The sequence below is a fragment of the Porphyrobacter sp. SLTP genome (assembly GCF_009905735.1).
GTDB lineage: Bacteria > Pseudomonadota > Alphaproteobacteria > Sphingomonadales > Sphingomonadaceae > Erythrobacter.
Window position 1 is genome coordinate 1 of record NZ_JAAALE010000016.1, and the last position, 21,200, is coordinate 21,200.

General features: G+C 66.4%; 18 protein-coding genes and 1 pseudogene. 9 read left to right on the plus strand and 10 right to left on the minus strand.

Translation table 11 applies throughout. From position 1 onward, the window contains the following. Positions 1–442, minus strand: a pseudogene (locus tag GVM20_RS12890) (LytTR family DNA-binding domain-containing protein); the annotation flags it as partial. Positions 443–606: 164 nt separating this feature from the next. On the opposite strand from GVM20_RS12890, the gene GVM20_RS12895 reads away from it, so the two are divergent. The 3 genes from GVM20_RS12895 to GVM20_RS12905 all read left to right on the plus strand — a co-directional run bounded on the left by GVM20_RS12895 (position 607) and on the right by GVM20_RS12905 (position 3,966). Beyond that, positions 607–1,143, plus strand: a complete 537-nt coding sequence (locus GVM20_RS12895) for a DUF2306 domain-containing protein (RefSeq protein ID WP_166547602.1) — start codon at positions 607–609, stop codon at positions 1,141–1,143. A gap of 47 nt (positions 1,144–1,190) precedes the next feature. Then, complete coding sequence (locus tag GVM20_RS12900) at positions 1,191–3,026, plus strand: gamma-glutamyltransferase family protein (RefSeq protein WP_166547603.1); 1,836 nt, start codon at positions 1,191–1,193, stop codon at positions 3,024–3,026. Between the two features lie 106 nt (positions 3,027–3,132). Beyond that, entirely contained in the window at positions 3,133–3,966 is an 834-nt protein-coding gene (locus GVM20_RS12905) for a transcription factor jumonji, JmjC (protein WP_166547604.1), read from the plus strand. 14 nt (positions 3,967–3,980) lie between these two features. Here the strand turns inward: GVM20_RS12905 and GVM20_RS12910 are convergent, their stop codons facing one another. Continuing rightward, entirely contained in the window at positions 3,981–5,981 is a 2,001-nt protein-coding gene (locus tag GVM20_RS12910) for a hypothetical protein (protein ID WP_234032001.1), read from the minus strand. A 109-nt stretch (positions 5,982–6,090) separates the two neighbouring features. On the opposite strand from GVM20_RS12910, the gene GVM20_RS12915 reads away from it, so the two are divergent. Further along, the gene (locus GVM20_RS12915; RefSeq protein WP_166547605.1) at positions 6,091–8,400 is read left to right on the plus strand and encodes a trypsin-like serine protease; all 2,310 of its coding nucleotides are present in this window, start codon (positions 6,091–6,093) and stop codon (positions 8,398–8,400) included. 56 nt (positions 8,401–8,456) lie between these two features. Here GVM20_RS12915 and GVM20_RS12920 read toward each other — a convergent pair whose 3' ends face one another. Together GVM20_RS12920 and GVM20_RS12925 are read right to left on the minus strand one after the other, a co-directional pair. Beyond that, positions 8,457–8,702, minus strand: coding sequence for a hypothetical protein (locus tag GVM20_RS12920; protein ID WP_166547606.1), 246 nt, complete (start codon positions 8,700–8,702; stop codon positions 8,457–8,459). 46 nt (positions 8,703–8,748) lie between these two features. Next, entirely contained in the window at positions 8,749–10,731 is a 1,983-nt protein-coding gene (locus tag GVM20_RS12925) for a TIR domain-containing protein (RefSeq protein WP_166547607.1), read from the minus strand. Positions 10,732–10,894: 163 nt separating this feature from the next. Between GVM20_RS12925 and GVM20_RS12930 the strand changes: the two genes are divergently transcribed. Genes GVM20_RS12930 through GVM20_RS12945 form a run of 4 tightly spaced genes read left to right on the plus strand, consistent with a single transcriptional unit; the run spans position 10,895 to position 13,346 of the window. Continuing rightward, the gene (locus GVM20_RS12930) at positions 10,895–11,797 is read left to right on the plus strand and encodes an SPFH domain-containing protein (protein WP_166547608.1); all 903 of its coding nucleotides are present in this window, start codon (positions 10,895–10,897) and stop codon (positions 11,795–11,797) included. A gap of 7 nt (positions 11,798–11,804) precedes the next feature. After that, positions 11,805–12,020 (plus strand): type II toxin-antitoxin system antitoxin, encoded by a 216-nt coding sequence (locus GVM20_RS12935; protein WP_166547609.1) that lies wholly within the window; start codon positions 11,805–11,807, stop codon positions 12,018–12,020. Beyond that, positions 12,013–12,339: a hypothetical protein gene (locus GVM20_RS12940; protein WP_166547610.1), complete on the plus strand. Its 327-nt coding sequence runs from the start codon at positions 12,013–12,015 to the stop codon at positions 12,337–12,339. Before GVM20_RS12935 ends, GVM20_RS12940 begins: the two co-directional genes overlap by 8 nt. A gap of 32 nt (positions 12,340–12,371) precedes the next feature. Continuing rightward, positions 12,372–13,346, plus strand: coding sequence for a hypothetical protein (locus GVM20_RS12945; RefSeq protein ID WP_234032002.1), 975 nt, complete (start codon positions 12,372–12,374; stop codon positions 13,344–13,346). On the opposite strand, the gene bchJ is transcribed toward GVM20_RS12945, so the two are convergent. The 6 genes from bchJ to GVM20_RS12975 form a co-directional block, all read right to left on the minus strand. Then, on the minus strand, positions 13,288–13,938 hold the full coding sequence (bchJ, locus tag GVM20_RS12950) for a bacteriochlorophyll 4-vinyl reductase (RefSeq protein WP_166547612.1): 651 nt from the start codon (positions 13,936–13,938) through the stop codon (positions 13,288–13,290). The genes GVM20_RS12945 and bchJ overlap by 59 nt on opposite strands. Then, positions 13,928–15,541 (minus strand): magnesium-protoporphyrin IX monomethyl ester anaerobic oxidative cyclase, encoded by a 1,614-nt coding sequence (bchE, locus tag GVM20_RS12955; protein WP_166547613.1) that lies wholly within the window; start codon positions 15,539–15,541, stop codon positions 13,928–13,930. Before bchE ends, bchJ begins: the two co-directional genes overlap by 11 nt. Positions 15,542–15,734: 193 nt before the next feature. After that, positions 15,735–16,298, minus strand: a complete 564-nt coding sequence (locus GVM20_RS12960; protein ID WP_166547614.1) for a VOC family protein — start codon at positions 16,296–16,298, stop codon at positions 15,735–15,737. Continuing rightward, positions 16,295–17,404, minus strand: a complete 1,110-nt coding sequence (hppD, locus tag GVM20_RS12965; protein WP_166547615.1) for a 4-hydroxyphenylpyruvate dioxygenase — start codon at positions 17,402–17,404, stop codon at positions 16,295–16,297. The genes GVM20_RS12960 and hppD overlap by 4 nt, the downstream gene beginning before the upstream one ends. Positions 17,405–17,474: 70 nt before the next feature. Then, positions 17,475–19,022, minus strand: a complete 1,548-nt coding sequence (locus GVM20_RS12970) for an acetyl-CoA acetyltransferase (protein WP_166547616.1) — start codon at positions 19,020–19,022, stop codon at positions 17,475–17,477. Then, positions 19,012–20,280: an acetyl-CoA C-acetyltransferase gene (locus GVM20_RS12975; RefSeq protein ID WP_166547617.1), complete on the minus strand. Its 1,269-nt coding sequence runs from the start codon at positions 20,278–20,280 to the stop codon at positions 19,012–19,014. Before GVM20_RS12975 ends, GVM20_RS12970 begins: the two co-directional genes overlap by 11 nt. A 117-nt stretch (positions 20,281–20,397) precedes the next feature. Here GVM20_RS12975 and GVM20_RS12980 point away from each other — a divergent pair, with 117 nt between their 5' ends. Further along, positions 20,398–21,171: a crotonase/enoyl-CoA hydratase family protein gene (locus GVM20_RS12980; RefSeq protein ID WP_166547618.1), complete on the plus strand. Its 774-nt coding sequence runs from the start codon at positions 20,398–20,400 to the stop codon at positions 21,169–21,171. Positions 21,172–21,200 lie beyond the last annotated feature (29 nt).

Below are 21,200 nucleotides of genomic sequence, written 5' to 3' on the forward strand. Positions count from 1 at the left end.
GCACCGCAGTCACCTCGCGCGGGCCCTGCACAAGATTGAACAGCACCGTTATCGCACCGCCGATCACCAGCACCGAAAAATAGGTGCCCATCACCACCTCAAGCCCGGGCCAGCCCAGCGTGCCGAACGGCTCCCGGTTGATGGCGAGCACCGCGATCGTCATCGGCACTGTACCCACCAGACAGGTCGCCGCCAGCATACTCCAGCGCGGCAAGGCCAGCACCCGCGACCCCCAGCTCGCCACGCTCTGCATCGGGCGGTAGCAGGCATAGCCGAGCCATGCGAAGCCGATCCACGTCACCAGCCGCTCGGCCAGTGGGGCGGCGATACTGCCGAACGGACCGATGATGGCGAGGAACACCCCGATCACGGCCATCGCCGCCAGATCGATGATGATCCGGCGCAAAAGCGCGTGTCGCGGTGAGGCCGGTTGAGCGTTCATGGCGCTGGTCTGACTGCCCATTCGCGCTTCGTAAAGTGGCAAAGCACCGGCTTTCCGGCCAATTCACGCACAGCCTGCGCGATTGGCGCAAGGGCGATTGCCCGCGAATGGCCCGGCGGCATCCTGACCTCAGCAACCACCTTGCACCCTTCAGGAGATCCGCCATGACCACCATCACCCTGCCCTTCGCCGTCCGCCGTCCCGCTTCCGCCAGCTTCGATATCGGCCCGGTCGCCCGCACCGCCATCAGCCTGTCGTGCTTCACCCTGTGCTTTGCGGTGGTGGTGTCACTGGGGAAGGCGGCGCTCGGCATGGTCGAGGGCATCGAGGCCTATGCCAAGCTGCCGATCATCCTCCACGTCGCTGCCGTCCTGCCGACGATTCCGCTCGGCGGCTGGCTGATGCTGGCGCGGAAGGGCACGCCGCTGCACAAGCAGCTGGGCAAGGTCTGGCTGGTGCTGATGCTGATCACCGCCACCACCGCGATCTTCATCCAGACAAGCGGCACCTTCAGCTGGATTCACCTGTTCGTACCGCTGACCTTCCATGCCGCCTGGAAGGTGATGTCGACGGCGCGCAAGGGCGATATCAGGGCGCACAAGGCCCACCTAGTGCGCACCTATCTCACCGCGCTGATGATCCCCGGCATTGCCGCCTTCGCGGTCCCCGGGCGGCTGATGAACGTGATGCTGCTGGGTTGAGCCGAGCAGCCTTGCGCAGAGCGACGAGCGGCTTAGGGTGCGGCCCCATGATCAAACGCGCCCCCCTGCTGCTCGCCGCAACCGCCCTTCTCGCCGCCCCCGCTTTGGCAGAGGATGCACCAGCCAACCCTGCCACCAGCACCCCCGAGGCCACCGCCGGGATCGGCCCCGGCGCGCGCCCGGTGGGAGCGCAGTGGAGCCGCAGTCCGGTGGTCGCCCCCAACGGCATGGCCGCAACTGCCCATCCGCTGGCGACCCAGATCGCGCTCGACATTCTGAAAGCGGGCGGCTCTGCGGTCGATGCAGCGATTGCCGCCAACGCGGCGCTCGGCTTGATGGAGCCGACCGGCAACGGGATCGGCGGCGATCTGTTCGCGATTGTCCATGATCCCAAGACCGGCCAGCTGATCGGCATCAACGGATCGGGCCGCTCGCCTGCGGGGCAGACACTCGATCAACTCAAGGCCAAGCTGCCCGCCGGCGCGACCAGCCTGCCCCCCGTGGGCGTGCTGCCCGTCACCATCCCCGGCACCGTCGATGCATGGTTCGATCTCCACGCGCGGTTCGGCAAGCTGCCGATGGCCGACGTGCTGGCCCCGACCATTCGCTACGCCCGCGAAGGCCACCCAGTCGCCCCGGTGATCGCGATGTACATGGAGCGCGGGCTGAAGAACTACGAACGCCAGCGCGCCACTACGCCGTTTGATTTCACCAATGCCCGCGCGACCTATTTCAAGGAAGACCGCGCGCCGCGCCCAGGCGAGATGTTCCGCAACCCTGATCTGGCGAACACGCTGGAACGCATTGCGAAAGGCGGCCGCGATGAATTCTACGCGGGCGCAACCGCCCGCACGATGGTCGATTACCTCCAGCGGCAAGGCAGCGCCTTCTCCCTCGCCGATTTTGCTGCGCATGACAGCACGTGGGTCGATGTCGCCTGCGTGGAATACCGCAAGGGTTACGAGCTGTGCGAACTGCCGCCGAACTCGCAAGGCTTCGCGGCGCTCCAGATGGTCAACATCCTCAAGAACGTCGACCTCAGCCAATGGGAGCGCGGCAGCCCTCAGGTGATCCACTATATCACCGAGGCCAAGCGCCTTGCTTTTGAAGATGCCGCCCGCTTCTATGCCGATCCGGCCTTCGCCCGCGCGCCCGCAGAACTGCTCTCAGACGAATACGGCAAGCAGCGCTTCGCTCTGATCGACCCCGCGAAGGCCACCCCCGCCTTCACACCCGGCGCGCTGATCGCGCCCAAGCTGGAGGGGCCGGGCGACACCACCTATCTCACCGTCGCCGACAAGGACGGGATGATGGTGAGCCTCATCCAGTCAAACTATCGCGGCATGGGCGGCGGGCTGGTGGCCGACGGGCTCGGCTTCATGTTCCAGGATCGGGGCGAGCTATACAGCCTCGATCCCGCGCACCCCAATGCCTATGCCCCGGCCAAACGCCCGTTCCAGACCATCATCCCGGCGTTCATCCGCAAGGACGGCAAGCCGTGGATGAGCTTTGGCCTGATGGGCGGCGGGATGCAGCCGCAGGGCCATGTGCAGGTGCTGATCAACCTCGTCGATTACGGGATGAACCTGCAGGAAGCAGGCGATGCGGCGCGGCTGCACCATGATGGCGGGCGCCAGCCGACCGACGCGCTGGCGGGCAGCCCCGCCGACACCGCGCCGGTCGATATGCTTGGCGTGCTCCAGCTTGAACCCGGCATCCCGGCGGCGACGGTCGAGGCGTTGCGGGCGATGGGCCACAATGTTGAAGTGGAGGGCACCGGCATCCCCTTCGGCGGCTATCAGGCGATCGTGCGCGATCCGGTGAGCGGCGTTTATACCGGTGCGACCGAAATGCGAAAGGACGGGCAAGCCAGCGGCTACTGAGCCGCAAGCTCGGTATGCAGGGCGGCAATTTGCGTTAACGAGGCCTTCACGGAATCCGGATAAATACTTGTTATCAATCCGGGAATTCTTTGACAGGGCCGCATTCATGTCGCTGATTGACCCCACCTCCTTGTCCCATTTGCGCGCGCGTTTTCCGCGCAAGCCGGGACGATTGCGCCATCACCTCGCTGCCGAGAGCCTGCTGAGTTACCCAGCGCTGGCTCAGGCCGCGCGCACGCTGCCGCGCCAGCATGTCGCACGGCGCGTTCACAATGCCAGCAATGGCGAGGCTTTTCGTGTGCTGGACAGTGACGCGCACCTCGCCAACGCAATTGCGGCTGGCGGCGCGGGCTCGGGATGGATCATGCTACGCTCTATCGAGCAATTGCCCGCCTATCGCGCCTTGCTCGAACGGCTGCTGGGGGAGATTGCCCCCGTCATCGGCTCAGCGACCGAGGCGTTGCGCAACTTCAAGGGCTTCGTCTTCATCTGCGCACCCGGCGCCCACACCCCTTACCATTTCGATGCCGAATATAGCATCCTGTTCCAGATTGCCGGGGACAAGGTGTTGGCCGCCTATCCGCCCGCTCCGCCTTTCCTCGATCTGGCGCGGCGTGAAGCCTATCATCGCACGGGCCAGAACTTGCTCGAATGGAAGCATCATTACGCGGCGCTGGGGGAACAGCACACGCTGGCGCGGGGCGACGCGCTTTTCGTCCCCTATGCCGCGCCGCATTGGATCCAAGCCGGTTTCAAGCCTTCAATCTCGTTGTCGGTGACGTGGCAAAGCCGCAAGAGCCGCGCGATTGCCGATGCCCTGAGCCTCAACCCGCTGCTGCGCCGCGTCGGCCTGCCCGCCTATGATCCGGTCGCGCAGCCCAGCGCCCCCTTGCTGCGCGCCGCGGTGAGCCGCGCCGCCCAGAGGATCGGGCTGGTCTGATGCCGTGGCGCGCCTTAGGCGGGTAGCGCCAGATGCTTGGCGCCGAACACCGATTGCCAGCTGGCGATTTCCTCGACCACCGCTTCATCCAGCGCATGGATCAGATCGGCCGTCGCGCCATAGGTCAGCGCGGCGGGCGCGCCTGATAGCAGCAGGCCGATCCGCGCCTCGATCTCGCGCAGCTTCTCCGCCGCCACTTGCGAGATCGCGGCGAAGCGTTCGAAATCGCCGAAGTATCGGATCCCGGCAAGGTTCGCGCCCAGCGTCGGGAAGGTCACACCGCAGAAGGTGAAGAACGGCGACCAATCAGCCGCGAGGTGCTTGGACACGATCCCGGCAAGGCCCGCGCCCTTCAGCGCCAGATAGGCCACCACCGATGCGACCGCGAGCGCGAAGCAGGTCTCCGCCGCCTTATCGAGCCGGTGGTGCACCCGCTCCAGCCGGTGGGCCTTAGCCTCGTGGTAGCTCGCCTGCGCGGTGACATGGGGCAGGACAACGCCGGTCAGCCCCGCGCGCAGATAGTCGCGCGTCACCTGAACCTGCGGCAGGCCAACATCGCGCAGCGCATGGCGGGCGAAGTGTTCGGGCCACTCGGCGCCGTCACCACTGCGCGCCCAGCGTCCGGTGGGCCGTGCGATGCCCAGCAGCAGCAGCGCGGGCGCATGGCGCAGGTATTCGGCCACGCGGCGCATCGCGAACCAGCGCCGGTGCCAGCCCAGCCGCGATCCCGCCGCTGTCATCACCAGAATCCCGCCGAGCAGCAGCAGCTCGACCAGCGCAAAGGCCCATTTGATATCGCCCATCCCGGTGGGCAGAAACGCGATCCCGATCATCACCGCCAGCGCGGCGAGCACGAAATTGACCGTCATCCCGCTGCGATAGGCATCGGCGAGGCGACTCGCGATACCATCGGCCCAGGCGAATAGTGGCAGCACATCCTCGGCCAGCTGGCGTGTCACTTGCGCATCGCCGCCCGGCATGGTCTGCGCCGCCGCCATCACGCCCGCGCCGCTACCGGTAGCAATGGCATCGGGCGCTTCATAGGCGGTCTTGAGCGAGGCGAACGGGCTGCCCCCGCCGCCGAACATCCGCTCGACCCGGCGATAAAGGCCGAAGGCGCGCGAGCTGTGCGGGCGCCACTGTTCCTTGGCGAGGTTGGCCGGGCTCCAGTCCTCCACCACCACGGCGGCGCGGATGATCGCTTCCAGCCGGGCACTATCGGGCGCGCCGTCGCAATCGGGCTGGGCCAGTTCTTCGGGCCGGGTGAGAATGCGCCAGGCCTCGGGCGCAGCCGGATCGATCAGCAGCACCGGCGTCCCCATCTGGAGCGCGGCGACGACAGTGTGCCCCGTCCCGCCCGGCAGATTGGCGACCTTGCCGTCCCACACTGCGATGACGAGATCGGTCCGCTCGATCATCACCCGCCCCGCCAGCGCGACATTGTCCGACGCCAGCGCTTCGAACGCGCGTGCGGCGGCGCGGTTGTCTGGGTCGGCGATCACCGCGCGCCAGAGGGCTTCGACCTCGGCATCGCGGTCAGCCAGTTCGAACAGGCAGGCGCGCGCGGTGACAGCGCGGATTGCGGCGGCCTTGGCCTCGACCGCAGGGTCGCTCGCCATACCGCCCGCCAACAGCGCATCGGCATCGGCGAGCGTTTCAGGGTGGGCGTTGATCGCGCAGTTGAGCCCCGCGCCGAACGGCATCGGCACCGCCAGCTCCCAGCCCTGCGCCAGTGCCAGCTCGGCGGCGACCTGGTCCGTCCCGTCAACCATCAGGCTGTGCAGCCGCACCGCCCCCCGGGCTCCCGGCAGACTGTCGGCAATCGTCTCGATCCGGGCGAACAGCGCGGCGAGCGCAGCCGCAATCGCCGCCGCATGGGCGCGGTACGAAGGGTTGGAGGCGCGGTGACCCGTGATGCCCAGCGCCAGATGCGGTTGCCAGCTGTCATGAATCCGGGCGGGCAGATGGGAAGGCATGAGGCGCGGCGTCTCCCGCCCGCGCGCAGCCGCAGGCATGGCAACGTGCTTAATCGCACGCCCCGCCCGCTTACAAGCGCCGATACGGAAGGTTTGACGATCCTTCGGGAAAAGCGCAGTCTTTGCGCAAGCTTGGGGGAGCTTTTCGATGCGCAAATCTCTCGCGGCGCTGTGGGGCGCGATATTGACCGGATTGCTCGCAGCGGCTTCGCCCGTTGCGGCCCAAGATGCGCCGATCCCGCGCCTCTATCCGACCACCGGGTTCGAACGCGCCTATACCGGCAAGTCGCCCGAAACCCTCACCCGCGAAGCCCAGGTGGCTGACAGTTTCGCCGCCGCTTGCGATGCCGGAGACCTGACCGGCTGCACCGCACTGGGCACCGCCTTCGAGACGGGCAATGGCCGTCCGCAGAACCGACCCGTGGCGGAACTGCTCTACCGTCAGGCGTGCGAGGGCGCGGCGGCAGAAGGCTGTTACCGGCTCGGCAAGCTGCTGCGCTTTGCCGATGACCGCCGCGACTGGAGCCAAACCGCGCCGCTGTTCGTGCGCGCCTGCGAGCTGGGTTCAGGCTCCGGGTGCGATGCGCAGGCGAATGATCTGGAGGCCGGCGTCACGGGCGTCTCCGATCCTGACGCCGCGCTGGCGCTGCGCCGCGCGACCTGCGCGGGCGGGAGCGCGCCGAGCTGCAATACGCTCGCCGCCGAACTGATGCGCTCCGATCGCAGCGCCGAGGAACAGGCCGAGGGCCTTGCCCTGCTCGACCGCCAATGCCGCGCGGGCGAGAGCCGGGATTGCGGCGATGCGGTGCGCCACTGGATCGGGGTCGAAGGCGGCTTCGGCCCGCGCGCCCGCGAATACCAATCACTCGCGTGCCGGGCGCGCGATTCCTGGGCCTGTGAGGAGATTGGCAAGCGGGCTTTGCGCAATGGCATCGGGCCAGAGGCGCGCGAAGCGGGCATCGCGTTCTATCAGCGCGCCTGCGAGCTCACGCCCTATCATTGCGACGCCGCCCAAGCTGTCCGTGACGAGCCTGCCCAGCGCGCTGCCTGCGAGCTTGGGGAGCGCACCGCCTGCATAGCAATCGGCAAGCAATACGTCCGGCAAGGCGGCCCGCTGGAGGACCTGCCGCGCGGGATCGAACTGCTGAGCGCGGCGTGCCTGACTGCCGGGAATGCGGAGGAGGCGCAGGAGCTGTGCGAGACCGCGGGCAATCTGACGCTTGATCAGGCCGAGAACGGCAGCGACGAAGCCCGCACTGCCGCCGATCCGGCGCGGATCGATGGGCTCTACACCGCGGCCTGCGCGGCGGGATCGAACAGCGCCTGCGCGAACCTGGCTGACGCGCTGTGGTCCGGCACGGTCCTGCCCACTGACCAGCCGCGCGCACTCGCCCTGTATGAAGCTCTGTGCGACGCCGATTATTCGAGCGGCTGCTCGGGCCTTCGCAAAGCGATCCGCACTGATCCCGGCGCGCCGCTGCTGGTGGCAGGCGGCGATCTGTCTCCGCCGGAATTCAGCCCCGAGGAAATCGCTGAACAGCGCCGGATCGCCGAGGAGGAACGCCTGCGTAAGGAAGCGGAAGAGAACGAGCGCGCCTGCACCACCACCACAGTCGAATTTCGCGGCGTGATCTATACCGATACCATCTGCGTGCAGGTGGTGGCGGTGATCGATGGCTTTGCGGTCAAAGCCGGCGATGCGCCGTGGCAGGCGCTGCTGTGGCGTCCCGAAAAATTGGGCCGTAAGCGCCTGACCCCCGCCCAGCGGGTGCTGTGCGGCGGCGCAGTGATCCGCACCGGCTGGGTGCTGACCGCCGCGCATTGCCTGACCGATGAGGGCGGGGTCCCGGTGCTGACCGGCGGGCACCGCATCCGGTTGGGCCTCTACAATCCGCTCGATAACGAGGGGTATACCTACCGCATCCTGCGCGTGATCCCGCATCCCGATTTCCAGCCGTCGACCTTCGCTTTCGATGTCGCGCTGGTGCAATATGATCCCAAGGGCGAGAAGCTGGGCGGCGAAGTCTATCCGATCGCGCGCATCCGGCTCGACCCGCAGCCTATCACCACCCGCACGATCCGGGCACGGATGCCGGCCTATACCTTTGGCTGGGGCCGCACCGCGCTGGAAGGCGGCGCCCCGCCTGAGGAACTGCGCGGGGCGCGGCTGGAACTGCGCGATCTGGACAGCTGCACCCGTCTCACCAGCTTCCGTGACACGCGCCGCGACGCGGTGCTCTGCGCTGCCGGCGCGCGCGGCGAGCAGGCGTGCTTTGGCGACAGTGGCGGTCCGCTGATCACCTATGGTGACGCGGGCGGCGTGCCGACTTTGCTGGGTGTGGTGAGCGCCGGGGTGAAGTGCGGGCGGACCAGCGTGCCGAGCCGCTTCACCCGGATTGCCCATCCGCTGGTGCAGCGCTGGCTCAATTCGATCCTGCCAGGCACCGGCAGGCCTTAGGGTCGCCCTTGCGCGCTGTTTCACAGGAATCATGCGCGCAAGGGGACGCCGTTCAATTACTCCGTTGCGGCTTCAGCCTCGCCGGAGGCCGCTGCCGGGGCGCCCGGGCCGATCGGGTTGCCGGTCGGATCGAGCCCTTCGGCCGCCGCGGCCGCATCGTCCGCTGCCGGAGTTTCGGTGGCCGGTGCCATCATTTCCTCGGCAGTCGGCTCGGCCACAGGAGCTTCTTCCTTCTTGGCACCGCAGGCCGACAGCGCCAGCGCGCCTGCGGCCAAGGCCGCTACAGTCATGATCTTCTTCATCGGATTTCCCCTATTGCCGCCCCCATCTGGGCCGGGCGGGAAGCTATCATGACCCAAGGCGGATTAGCAAATCCTTGAACGCCGGCTCGCCGCGCAACGGATCGAGCAGCGGGTCATTCGGAGCCCAGAGCAGGCCCGGATCGACCTCGGAAATCGCGCGGCCAAGCAGCGCCAGCGCCGCCGCCGTGTCGCCCTGCTGCGCCTTGATCTGCGCCTGCTGGTAGAGCGAGGCATCGCCATAATCGGCGACGGTCTGATCGAAGGCTCTGGCCGATCCCGCCGCATCGCCCAGCCGCGCGGCGGCGATCGCGGTGGCAGTAAGCCGAAAGATCGGCGTGCGCTCCTTGCCCGCCAGCGTCAAGGCGCCCGCCGCATCGCCCTGCATCAGCCGCGCGACCGCCATCGCGTAATAGACACTGGCGAGGGTCGGGTTCAGTTCCAGCGCCCGCTCCATCCGGCTGATGACCTTGGGATAATCATGCGCCAGCAGGGCGACGAACCCCGCCGAGCGGAACGCGCGGGCGTTGAGCGGATCAAGCTCCAGCGCGGTCTCGATTATCTGCCCGGCGCGTTGATGTTCGGCGCCATAGGAATAGAAGGTCGCGACCTGCCGCAACAGGTCGCCATCGCCCGCCCCCAGCTGCTCGGCGATCTGGTAGGATGGCAAGGCCGCAGCACGATTGAGCTGGCCGTTGTTGAGCGCAAAGCCCAGCGCAAGGTGCCCCTGCGCCAGCCGCTTCTCCAGCGCGATGGCACGTTTGGCGGCGGCGATCGCTTCGGCAAACAGCCGCCGCGTCTCGGCCGCGTTGCTGCTTTCGACCGCGAGGTTGAGCAACATCGTCGCGCGCATCGCATGGGCGGCGGCGTAATCGGGGTCGGCGGCAATGGCGGCGTCGAACTGGGCAAGCCCGCTGCGGTTGGAATCCCCGCCGGCGCCCAGATCATACAGCGCCATGCCGCGCAGGAAGGCCTCATAGGCCTCGACATCTTGCGTTCCGCCAATCTCGCTTTGTGCGGCGAGCGACTGCTTGGCCTCGGCGTCCGACGCAATTTCGGCGACCAGCGAGACGGCCACCGCCTCGGCGATTTCGGATTGCACCGCGAAAACATCTTCCAGCGCGCCGTCAAAGGATTTGGCCCAGAGCAGCTCCCCGTTATCAATCGCGACCAGCTCGGCGGTGACGCGCACCCGCTCGGCATCGCGCTGAACGCCGCCACGCAGGATATTGCTCACCCCCAGCTTGCGGCCGATGGCGAAGTCATCCTCCCCCTCGATCGCGTTGGAGGACGCAGGCGCTGCCACCTTGAGCCGCGGGTTTCGGGCGAGCACGGCACGCAGTTCGCGTGACAGCCCGTCAGAGAAATACTTCTTGTCGGGATCGCCGGTCTCGTTGCCGAAGGGCAGCACCACCATGGAAATCGCCGCCGAAGCGGGTGAGCCGAACAACCCGAATTGCCATGCGCCGAGCAGCCCCGCGCCCCCCACCGCGGCCGCGCCGCCGATCATCAGCGAGCGCCGCGACAGCGCCAAGCCGCCCGCCGGGGGCAAGGGCGGCGCTGGTGCTCGTGGGGCTGAGACAGGGGCAGGCCCGGGCGTGGGCATGGGCGCGCCGGCCTTCGCCCGAACCGCCACCAGAATCCGGGCCGCTTCAGGGCTGGTAGCCGCGCCGTCCCAACTGCTGATATCGAGCAGCTGGAACTGCCGGAAACCGAGCGGCGCCATCGTCCCGTCAATCGTCAGCGGCACGAGGCACCCCCGCTCCCGCCCACGCTGCGCCTCGTCCCGCACCCAATGCGAGTTCACCGAGGTCGCCGACCACAGCACGACAACGCAGTCGGATGTCTCAAGCGCATGTTCGGTGGTCTGGAGATAATTCTCCCCGCCCTCCAGCCGCCCGTCCCACCACACGTCGAACCCGGCCTGTTCCAGCAGGTCGATCACCGGGCGGGCGTGGACGAGGTCGGTTCGGGAATAGCTGACGAAGAGCACGGGGCGCGGCGGGGCCGGGTTGTCGTCGCCGCTCTCCACTGCCGCTTGCCTCCCCGATCCTAAAGTCCCCAGAACCTCTTGCTACAGCCAAACATGGGGTTCCGCCAAGTGATGATGGCGCGGCGCACGCCAAATCGGCTTGACGGCCCCAACCTATGATATAAATATGATATCTTAATTATATCGTACATGGAGATTCGTCATGTCCTCTGCTGAACCCTACGCGCTCAATCGGAGCCGCGAATTCGCGGCCCTGACCCAAAGCGGCTATGTCATGTTGCTGGTCAGCCTGGTGTTGGTCGCTGCGGCGGTGTTGCTGTTCATCAGCGCCGTTGCGCCGGAGCAGGTTGACGGGCTGCGGATGATCGGGGCGATCATCACCGGCTTTATCGGCCTGCTGATCCTTTGCGGCTTCTACATGGTCAATCCCAATGAAGCCGCCGCGATCCAGCTGTTCGGCGCCTACAAGGGCACCGACCGCAACGAAGGCCTGCGCTGGGTGCTGCCCTGGCTCACCCGCAGCAAGATCGCGGTGCGCGCCAACAACGTCATCTCGCAGACCATCAAGGTCAACGATGCGCGCGGCAACCCGATCGAGATGGCAGCGCAAGTCGTGTGGCGCGTGACCGATACCGCGCAGGCGCTGTATGATGTCGATGATTACCGCGAATTCGTGACCGCACAGATCGAAGCGGCCGTACGGTCGATCGGCTCGCGCTACCCCTATGATGATATCGAGCACCTTGAGATCACCTTGCGCGGCAATCACGAGGAAGTGGGCGTGGAATTGCGCGCCGCCTTGATCGAGCGGTTGGCAGTGGCCGGGATCACAGTGGACGAATGCGGCCTGACCCACTTGGCCTATGCCCCGGAAATCGCCGGTGCGATGCTGCGCCGCCAGCAGGCTGAAGCGGTGATCTCGGCGCGCAAGAAGCTGGTCGAAGGCGCAGTGACGATGGTCGAGATGGCGCTCGCTCAATTGAGTGAACGCGGCGTTGTGCACCTTGATGACGAACGCAAGGCGGCGATGGTGTCGAACCTGATGGTGGTGCTGTGCGGTGAACGCGACACCCAGCCGGTGGTCAACGCAGGGTCGCTCTACTGACCGTCCCATGCCCGCCAAGAAAGCCTTCCCCCTGCGCCTCGATCCGGCGCTGCACGATGCGGTCCAGCGGCTCGCCGATGCCGAGCTGCGCAGCGTGAATGCCGAGATCGAGGTGCTGCTGCGCGAGGCGCTCAGCCGGCGCGGGGTGAAGGTGGCGCGCAGCGAAGCGCCGCGGCGCGGAAGGCCGCCGGGCGCCGCACCCGAAGGAGATAGCGATGCGTGAACAGGACAAGCCCTTCGTGATGTACCGGCGCGGGCCATGGAATTTCACCATCGTGCCGCGCGGGAAAGCCGGGTGGACACAGTTTGGCGCGTGGATGGCGGTGTTCGCAGTGCCGACCATTGCCTTTGCCCTCTATGCCGAGAGCGTCGAAGGTCGCCCGGAATTCTGGGCCGCGCTGGCGCTCTATCTGGCGGCAACGCTGGTCTGGAGCATCGCGAGCATCCGCTGGATGATGGCCCGTGCCGAAGTGATCGATATCGAGAAACTGCTCCGCCAGCAGCGCGAGGCTGAACGCAAGCAGCGGCGCGGCGGGCGGTAGGAACGCTGTCCCGCCAGCCGCGTTGATGCGGGATGGTCGTACGCCCGCTGCTTGTGTCATTGCTGCCCTTCCTGCTTGCGGGCCCGGCCCACGCCGTTGCCGCACAGGAGCCTGCGCCGGTTCAGGCGGCGGTCCCTGTCGTCCCGCTACCGGACGAGCTGGTGCTGGAAGGCGACAACATCATCACCGTCATGGTCAACGGCACGCCGCTGCAGCTTGAGGTCAATGCCGACAGCTTCGGGCCGCCGGTGATCAACAGTGACGCCGCCGCACGGCTGCAACTGGTTGCCGAGACGCGGCGCGGCTGGCGCTTTGGCAATGTTGTGGTTGACGGGATGAGCGCGGTGCAATTGGTCGATTTCGGCGGCGGCCCGGTCGCCAAGACGATCAGCTGGGCGGAACGCTTCGCCTCGCGCAAGGCGGACGGCACGATCGGTGTCCACGACCTGCCCTATGCCCGCGTGACCTTCAGGCTGGCCCCGCCGGTGGAAGGGGAAACCGTCCAGCGCTTCCCGATGAAACGCAGCGGGAGCGAGGCCGAGGCGCGGCTTGGCACCGAAGTGGTGGTCGGCACAAAGAAGCTGATGATGATCTTCGCGCTCCAGCGGGCCGAAAACCTGATCACCGCGCCCACCGCCAACTTCATCGCCACCCATCAGGAAGGCGGGTTCGAGCCCGGATCGGACGGGACGGCGATCATGAACTTCGCAGTCGAGCGGCCGACCCGGATCATGCGCATCGCCGAGCCGATCTTGCTGGGCGATCTGGCGATGGATCGCTTCGCGGTGCGGGTGGAGGATTATGGCGAACCCAAACGGGTGGGCGAGATCGGTGCCAATGACCCGCGCTTCGACAAGAGCCAGATCCTCGTCAGCCGCCGCAAGGGGCGAGGCCGGCCTGACTTGCTGACCCGCATCGGCCGCGACCAGATCGGCCATTGTTCGCGCATCACCTATGATCTCGCGCAGAGCGAAATCCGCCTGAGTTGCGGCCCGGCGCCCGAATGATCGCGTAAGTGCGGCGCGGCGGGAAGTCCTGTTCGGGCTCGGCCATCCGGCACGTGCAGTCCGGCGCTACCAGGACGCGATACAGCCGGGTGAAGACCGCCGCGTACCACAAGAACAGACTGTCGGGCGGCTGGACGGTGTCGTCCGCGGCGCTGCGGTCAATGGCAAAGCGCCACGCACCGTCGGGCGCAAAGTTGCCCGCGCCGATGAAGGTCCAGGCGTGCTTGCGGATCGCGGCCATCAGCAGCGGCGCGGCCAGCGCGGCCGGCAGGTGCTTCAGCAGCCACACTGCCGCGCGCGGGATACGTTTGGCGATGATGTAATCGGCGGTGCGCGCGCCCGCCTCCTCCGCAATCAGGAAAGCCCCCATCGGATCGTGCAGCGCCAGCCAGCGGTGGAGGCGCAGCGCCTCGACCTCGGGGATCATGTGCTTGCCCGTGGGGAGCCGCTCGATCTGCGCATCGGCAAGGATCGCGGCGGTTTCGGCAACGCCCAGCCGCTCCTCCATCACCGCCACCGCTTGCAGCACTGCATTCGGCCCGATCAGCGCACCGGGACGGCGGCGGGCGTGAATGCGCGCCCTATTCGACATTGATCCGATCCCGCTTGCGGCTTTCACCCCGCTGCTTCATCTGCGCACGCACCGCCTCGCGGCGTTCCTGCGCCTGCGCGGCCTTGTCGGCATTGGTCACCCAATCGGTCGCGGCATCAGCAGCGGCGAGACGGCTTTCGTCGAAGTGGAATTCCACCTTTTTGGCGGTCTGCGGCCCCCAGTATCCCGCCTTGCCGAGATCATAGAAGGTGCGCTTGAAGCCCGCTCGCAGGAAGGCATAGAGGCACCCCAACAGGTAGCGCCGCCGGAAGCCCGTGCCCCGCCACGGATAGTGGAACAGCGCCTTCCTCATGTAGAACCGCCGGTAGTTCTTCATCACCCCGTTGAGCAGCTCCCCGCGCTCCATCGCGGCGGGTTTCATGATCGGGGTGACGAAGTTGTACTTGCTGAAATCGTGAACCTCGACCTGATCCTTCAGGGTCTCGAACAGCGGGGTATAGGGCCACGGCGTGTACATCGCCCAGTTGGCGAGATCAGGCTGCCAGTCCCACGCCATCTGGAAGGTCTCCTCCAGCGTTTCGGGCGTCTCGTTATCCAGCCCAACGATGAACTGCGCCTCGACGAAGATGTCGGCGGCGCGCAGCAGGCGGATCGCTTCCTTGTTCTCCTCGACCTTGGTTTCTTTGTTGAACCGGTCGAGCTTCATTTGCGCCGCCGCCTCGGTGCCGAGGCTGACGTGGACGAGGCCTGCCTTGCGGTAGAAGGGCAGCAATTCCTTGTCGCGGTAGATATCGGTGACGCGGGTGTTGATGCCCCACTTCACCTTGTCGGGCAGGCCGCGGTCGATCAGCTCCTGACAGAACTTGATGAAGGTCTTGCGGTTGATGGTCGGTTCCTCGTCCGCGAGAATGAAGAAGCCGACGCCGTGCTTTTCGTGGAGCTCCTGAATCTCGTCGACCACATCCTTGGGGTCGCGGACCCGATAGTCGCGCCAGAACTTCCACTGCGAGCAGAAGGAGCAGGTGAACGGACACCCGCGCGCCAAGTTGGGGATGGCGACGCGGGTGCCCAAGGGGATGTAGGTGTACTGGTTCCAGTCGAGGATGTCCCAATCGGGTTTGATCGAGGCCATGTCCTTGATCGTGTCGGCGGCTTCGGTGGCGATGACCTTGTCGCCGTCGCGATAGGCGAGGCCCTTGATCTGGCGCGCATCCTGCGGCCAGCGGCCCTCGGCGATGGCGGTGAACAGTTCGACCGCAATCTCCTCGCCCTCGCCCCGTACGATCACGTCGATATGCGGAGCTTCGGCGAGCACCTGCGTGTACATGAAAGTCGCATGGATGCCGCCCAACACCCGCACTGCGCGTGGCACGGTCAAGGCGGCGACTTCCAGCACGCGTTCGGCGGCGTAGATGCTCGGCGTGATAGCTGTGGTGCCAACCAGATCGGGCTGGAGCGCCTCCATCCGCGCCGCCAGTTCCTCGTCGCTCAGGCCTTCGGTCATCGCGTCGATGAAGGTGATGTCGTCGAAGCCGGCGCGGCGCAGCGGGCCAGAGAGATAGGCGACCCATGCGGGTGGCCAAGTGCCTGCGATCTCGGCCCCGCCGGAGCGATAATTGGGATGAACGAACAGAATACGCATGGGCCGATTCCCCCTTCTTTGGATGGCCCAAAGTGGGGGAGACGTGGCTGACGCGCTTTGCGCTGGATCAAAAGACATAGCCCCGTCCCCTTGGGGAAGGGGTTGGGGATGGGGGTTCGACGTCCGACTGCTCGCTCTACGGCATCACCGTGGAGCCCCCACCCCCGACCCCTCCCCGCTGGGGAGGGGAGAATCAGGCCTTCGCTGCGTGTTCCTTGCGCGCCAGTTCATGCAGCCAATCCGCGTGGCGCGGGGCCTTCTTCGTCGCGGACCATTCCTCCAGCATCACCGGCGCGACGCGGGCGAGTTCTTCATATTGCTCCGCCGTGCCGATATCCGCGGCCAGTTCCACGCGGTGCCCGTTGGGGTCGAAGAAATAGATCGACTTGAAGATGCCGTGATGCGTCGGGCCGAGCACGTCGATCCCCTGCGCCTCGATATGCGCCTTGGCGGCGAGCAGCGCTTCCTCGGAAGGCACCTTCAGCGCCAGATGCTGCACCCATGCCGGGGTGTTCGGGTCCTTGCCCATCTCCGGCTGGTTCGGCAGTTCAAAGAACGCCAGAATGTTGCCGTTCCCCGCGTCGAGGAAGATGTGCATGTACGGGTCATATTCGCCCGTCGAGGGCACATGATCCTCGGCAAAGGCGGTGGTGTAGGTCATGCCGAGCACGCGGGCGTACCACTCCACCGTCTCCTTCGCGTCCTTGCAGCGATAGGCGGCGTGGTGGATTCCGGCGAGGTTGACGGGGTGGGTCATTCGGCCGGCTCCTCGACATTGAGCACACCGCGGATGATCTGGTCGCGCTCCATGCTTTCGAACAGGGCCTTGAAGTTGCCCTCGCCGAAGCCGTCGTCGCCCTTGCGCTGGATGAATTCGAAGAAAACCGGCCCGACCTGCGCCTGCGCGAAGATTTGCAGCAGCAGGCGAGGCGAGCCGCCCTCAGTGGTGCCATCCAGCAGAATGCCGCGCATCTTCAGCGCGTCCACATCTTCGCCGTGGCCGGGGAGACGGCCTTCCAGCATCTCGTAATAGGTCGCAGGCGGCGCGGTCATGAAGGGGACGCCGAGCTTTTGCAGCCGGTCCCAGCACGCGGGAAGATCGTCACAGATGAGCGCGATGTGCTGGATGCCTTCGCCGTTGAAGGCCTTGAGGAACTCGTCGATCTGGCCCTTCCCGCCCTCGCCTTCCTCGTTGAGCGGAATGCGGATCTTGCCGTCCGGCGCGGTCAGGGCCTTGGAGGTGAGGCCGGTATATTCGCCCTTGATGTCGAAGAAGCGGATCTCGCGGAAGTTGAACAGGGTCTCGTAGTAGTCGGCCCAGTACTTCATGCGCCCGGTGTAGACGTTGTGGGTCAGGTGATCGATGGTGTGGAAGCCCGCGCCGACCGGATGCTTTTCGACCCCCGGCAGATAATCGAAATCGATATCATAGATGGTGAGGTCGTTGCCCGCGCCGGCATAGCGGTCGACCAGATACAGGATCGCCCCGCCGATGCCGCGAATCGCCGGGATGCGCAGTTCCATCGGGCCGGGATCATTGGCGACCGGCTCCGCTCCTTGGGCGATCAAATGGGCATAGGCCTTGGCCGCATCACGCACCCGGAACGCCATCCCGCAGGCCGAAGGGCCATGCTCGCGCGCGAAGTACCATGCGGCGCTGCGCGGCTCGTAATTGGCGATGAGATTGATGCCGCCCTGCCGCCACAGATGCACGTCCTTCGAGCGGTGCTGCGCGACGCGGGTGAAGCCCATCGCTTCGAACACAGGCTCCAGCACGCCCTTTTCCGGCGCGCAGAACTCGACAAATTCGAACCCGTCGAGCCCGGCGGGATTGTCGAAGAGGTCTTTTGTGGGCGCGTTCATCGTATCAATCCCCGCTGGCGAGATAGTTTCAATTGAAACCATCTACCGCAAACGCGCGATTCGCGCAAGGTCAGGCGAGGCGCCCCACCGTCCGCCCGCGCTCGTCCTGCGTAAGCGTGAGGCGCTTGCCGAAAGGCTCCCCGCTTTCGAAAGCCTCAGCCGTCACCGCATCCGTAAGGTCGGCATTGCCCACCACCCGCTCGCCCGCGTCACTACGGCCGATGAAAATCGCCTCGGCACCCTTGGGGCCGCGGTTGATGGTGTAGGTTTCGACCGTTGCGGCATCGACCGGCTCGCGTGCAACCGGCACTTTGTCGGTCGCCTTGGGGAGCACGGCGAAGCGGTCATTGCCGCTCCAATCGGCGGGTTCGGTCGAGTAGATGCCGGTCGCATACTTGCTCATCCACCCGCCGTTTGCGCCGACCAGCGCGAAGCTGCCGCGGTCGCCGCGCACGCGCTGCACCGCTTCGGCGATGGCGTGGGCCGAGTAGTTGTTCCCCGCCCCGCCGAAGAACGGCAGCCCGCCCGTCAGCGTCAGCCCGCGCGGATCATCGACCGACAGGCCAAAGTGGTCGCACTGGTTGAACACCGGGATCGCGAAGCAGGAATAGAAGTCGATATAGCGCATGTCGGCCATCGACTTCCCCGCCCGCGCCAGCGCCGCATCGACACTGGCAAGCGAGGCCGGATTGCCCGCCAGATCGGGCCGCTGCGAGAGCTTCAACTCGGTCGCGGCGGTGACGGCGTGGATGTGCACCCACTTGTCCTCCGGCACGCCCAAGGCGCGGGCAAGACCTGCGCTCGCGACAATCACCGCCGCCGCCTGGTTCACCTGATCGCGCGCCACGGTCATGCGCGGATAGGGTTCGGCGACGATGCGATTGCGGTCGGTGACGGTCGCCAGTTCCTCGGCCGTCCGCTCCACCGGAGCCGCCGAATGCGGGTTCGCCGCCGCGACCTTGGTGAAAGGCGCGAACAGCTTGCCGATTTCCCGGCGGTATTCCTCCAGCCCCAGCCCAAGCTTATGCCGCCGCGCGTTCTCCGCCAGCGCGTAGAGCGGGATTGCCCCGCTCGCGCCGTGCATGAACAGCACCGGCTCCATGAGTTCCTCGACCCCGAAACCCTGATCCTCAAAGTCGCCGCCGATGGCTTCATACCAGTCGGGGATCTCGCCCTTCGCAGTTAGCGCGAGCACGGTCGAGATCGCTTCGGAGCCGACGATCACCGCGCACTGGCTGTCACCCGCCGCAATCGCGGTGGCGAATTCGCCCACCAATTGCTGGTTGGTCTGCCCGCCGGTGGTCGTCAGGATCGCCCGCGCGGGGTTCGCCCCAACGCGCTTGGCAATCGCGCGCGGCACATTGTCCGCCGCACCGAAGGGCGGCTTCCGGTCAGGCCGAGACATTTCGAAGGCACGGATCGCAGCGAGGGTGTCGATGGCATCCGCCACCGACCCACTCGCTCCGCTATCGGCAATCGCCCCCGCAAGCGCGCGGCCCGCGAGGTCCATATAGGAGAGGGCTTCGTAGCCCGGCTCGCCCACCCTCTCCGAATACTGGCCCACCCCGATCACGACCGGGGTGTTGTCGGGAACGTAACCCCCCGGTTCAGTCGACAAAGCCGTCCACCCGCTCGACGATGATCGCCGGGGCCATGCCGCCAGCTGCGCACATCGTCACGAGGCCATAGCGACCGCCGCGACGCTCCAGCTCGTCGATCACGGTGCCGATCAGGATCGACCCCGTGGCGCCAATCGGGTGGCCGAGCGCAATCGAGCCGCCGTTGACGTTGACCTTGTCCCAATCAAGCTCGAGGTCGCGCACGAACTTGGCTGCGACGACCGCGAAGGCTTCGTTGATTTCGTAGAGGTCGATATCGTCCTTGGTGAGGCCCGCCTTCGCCAGCACCTTCTTAGCCGCAGGGACCGGCGCGTTGAGCATCAGCGTCGGATCATCGCCCATGTTGCAGGTGGCGACGATGCGCGCACGCGGCTTCAACCCGTGCTTCTGCGCATAATCCTTCGAGGTGATGAGCACCGCCGCAGCCCCATCGACTACGCCCGAGGAATTGCCCGCGTGGTGGAAGTGCTTGATCTCCAGATCAGGGTACTTCTGGTTGATCAGCTTGCGGAAAGTCGTGCCCTCGGCATCCAGCGGCACATCGGCGATCTTGGGGAAGGCCGGCTCCAGCTTGGCGAGGTCTTCGCGGGTGGTCTGCGGGCGCGGATACTCGTCATGGTCGAGCAGCACCGTGCCATCATCGGCCACCACCGGCACCACCGACTTGGCGAAGCGGCTCGCGGCCATCGCCTCGGCAGCGCGCTGCTGCGAGCGGTAGCCGACTTCGTCCAACTCCTCGCGGGTGAAGCCTTCCATGCTGGCAATCGCATCGCCGCAAATGCCCTGGTGCGACTGCGGGTGCACCTTCTGAAGCCGCTCGTTATAGCTGCCCATCATTGGCGGCTTGATCCCGGCGCGCATCTTCTCCTGCGACATCGCGGCGGTGAGGCTCATCATCTCGGTGCCGCCGGCGATGACGCAATCTTCCATCCCGCTCATCACCTGCGCGGAGGCCAGCGCGACGCTGGTGATCCCGCCGCCGCAGAAACGGTCCAGCGTGGTGCCGGACGAGGTGATGTCGAAGCCCGCATCGAGCGCGGCCATGCGGCCCATGTCGCCCGCCTGCATCCCATCCTGCGTGCTGACCGACCAGATCACATCATCGACCGTCGCGGTGTCGAGATTGTTGCGCTCCTTGATCGCCTTCAGCACCGTCGCGGCCAGATGCTGCGGATGCTCGGCGGCCAGCGCGCCCTTGCCCTGCTTGCCGATCCCGCGCGGGGTGCGCACTGCGTCGATGATGTAAGCCTCGGCCATGATGGTCCTCTCCATTTATAGCGAAATTGCGGTTGACGCGTCCGTAAACCCACTGCACCAGTCGCACAAGAATTGCGTTTCAAATCGCAATCACATTTTTGACAGGAGAGAGAGCCCGTGAGCGATACCGCTGCCCCCGAAGTGCTGACCGAAGTCGAGGACGGCGTCCTCATCGTCACCATCAACCGCCCCGAAGCCAAGAACGCGATGACCAAGGCGGCGGCCGAGGGAATCGCGGCGGCGATGGAGCGGTTGGATGCGGACGACGACTTGCGCGTCGGCATCATCACCGGCGCGGGCGGCACCTTCTGCTCGGGAATGGACCTCAAGGGCTTCCTGCGCGGCGAGAGCCCCAGCGTCGAAGGCAAAGGCTTTGGCGGCGTGGTGCAGGCCCCTCCGGCCAAGCCGCTGATCGCCGCGGTCGAAGGCTATGCGCTGGCCGGCGGGCTTGAGTTGATGATCGCCTGCGACCTCGTGGTGGCGAACGCGAACGCCAAGTTCGGCATTCCCGAAGTGAAGCGCGGCCTTGTCGCGGCGGCGGGCGGCGTGATGATGCTGCCCGACCAGATCCCCGAGCGGATCGCGCTGGAACTCGCGCTGACCGGCGATTTCATCGGGGCGGAGCGCGCCTATCAGCTCGGCCTCATCAACGAAGTGACCGAAGGCTCTGCGCTGGAGGGTGCCAAGGCGCTCGCAGCGAAGATCGCGGCCAATGGCCCGCTCGCGGTGAAGGTCTCCAAGCAGGTGATGAAGCAATCGCGCGGTTGGGCGATGGAAGATCGCTACGCCAATCAGGGCAAGCTGATCGGCCCGGTGTTCGTCAGCCACGACGCCCGCGAAGGCGCGGCCGCCTTTGCCGAAAAGCGCAAGCCGAACTGGACGGGCAAGTAAGTCTAGCGCTGGCCCGGACGCGGCGCATC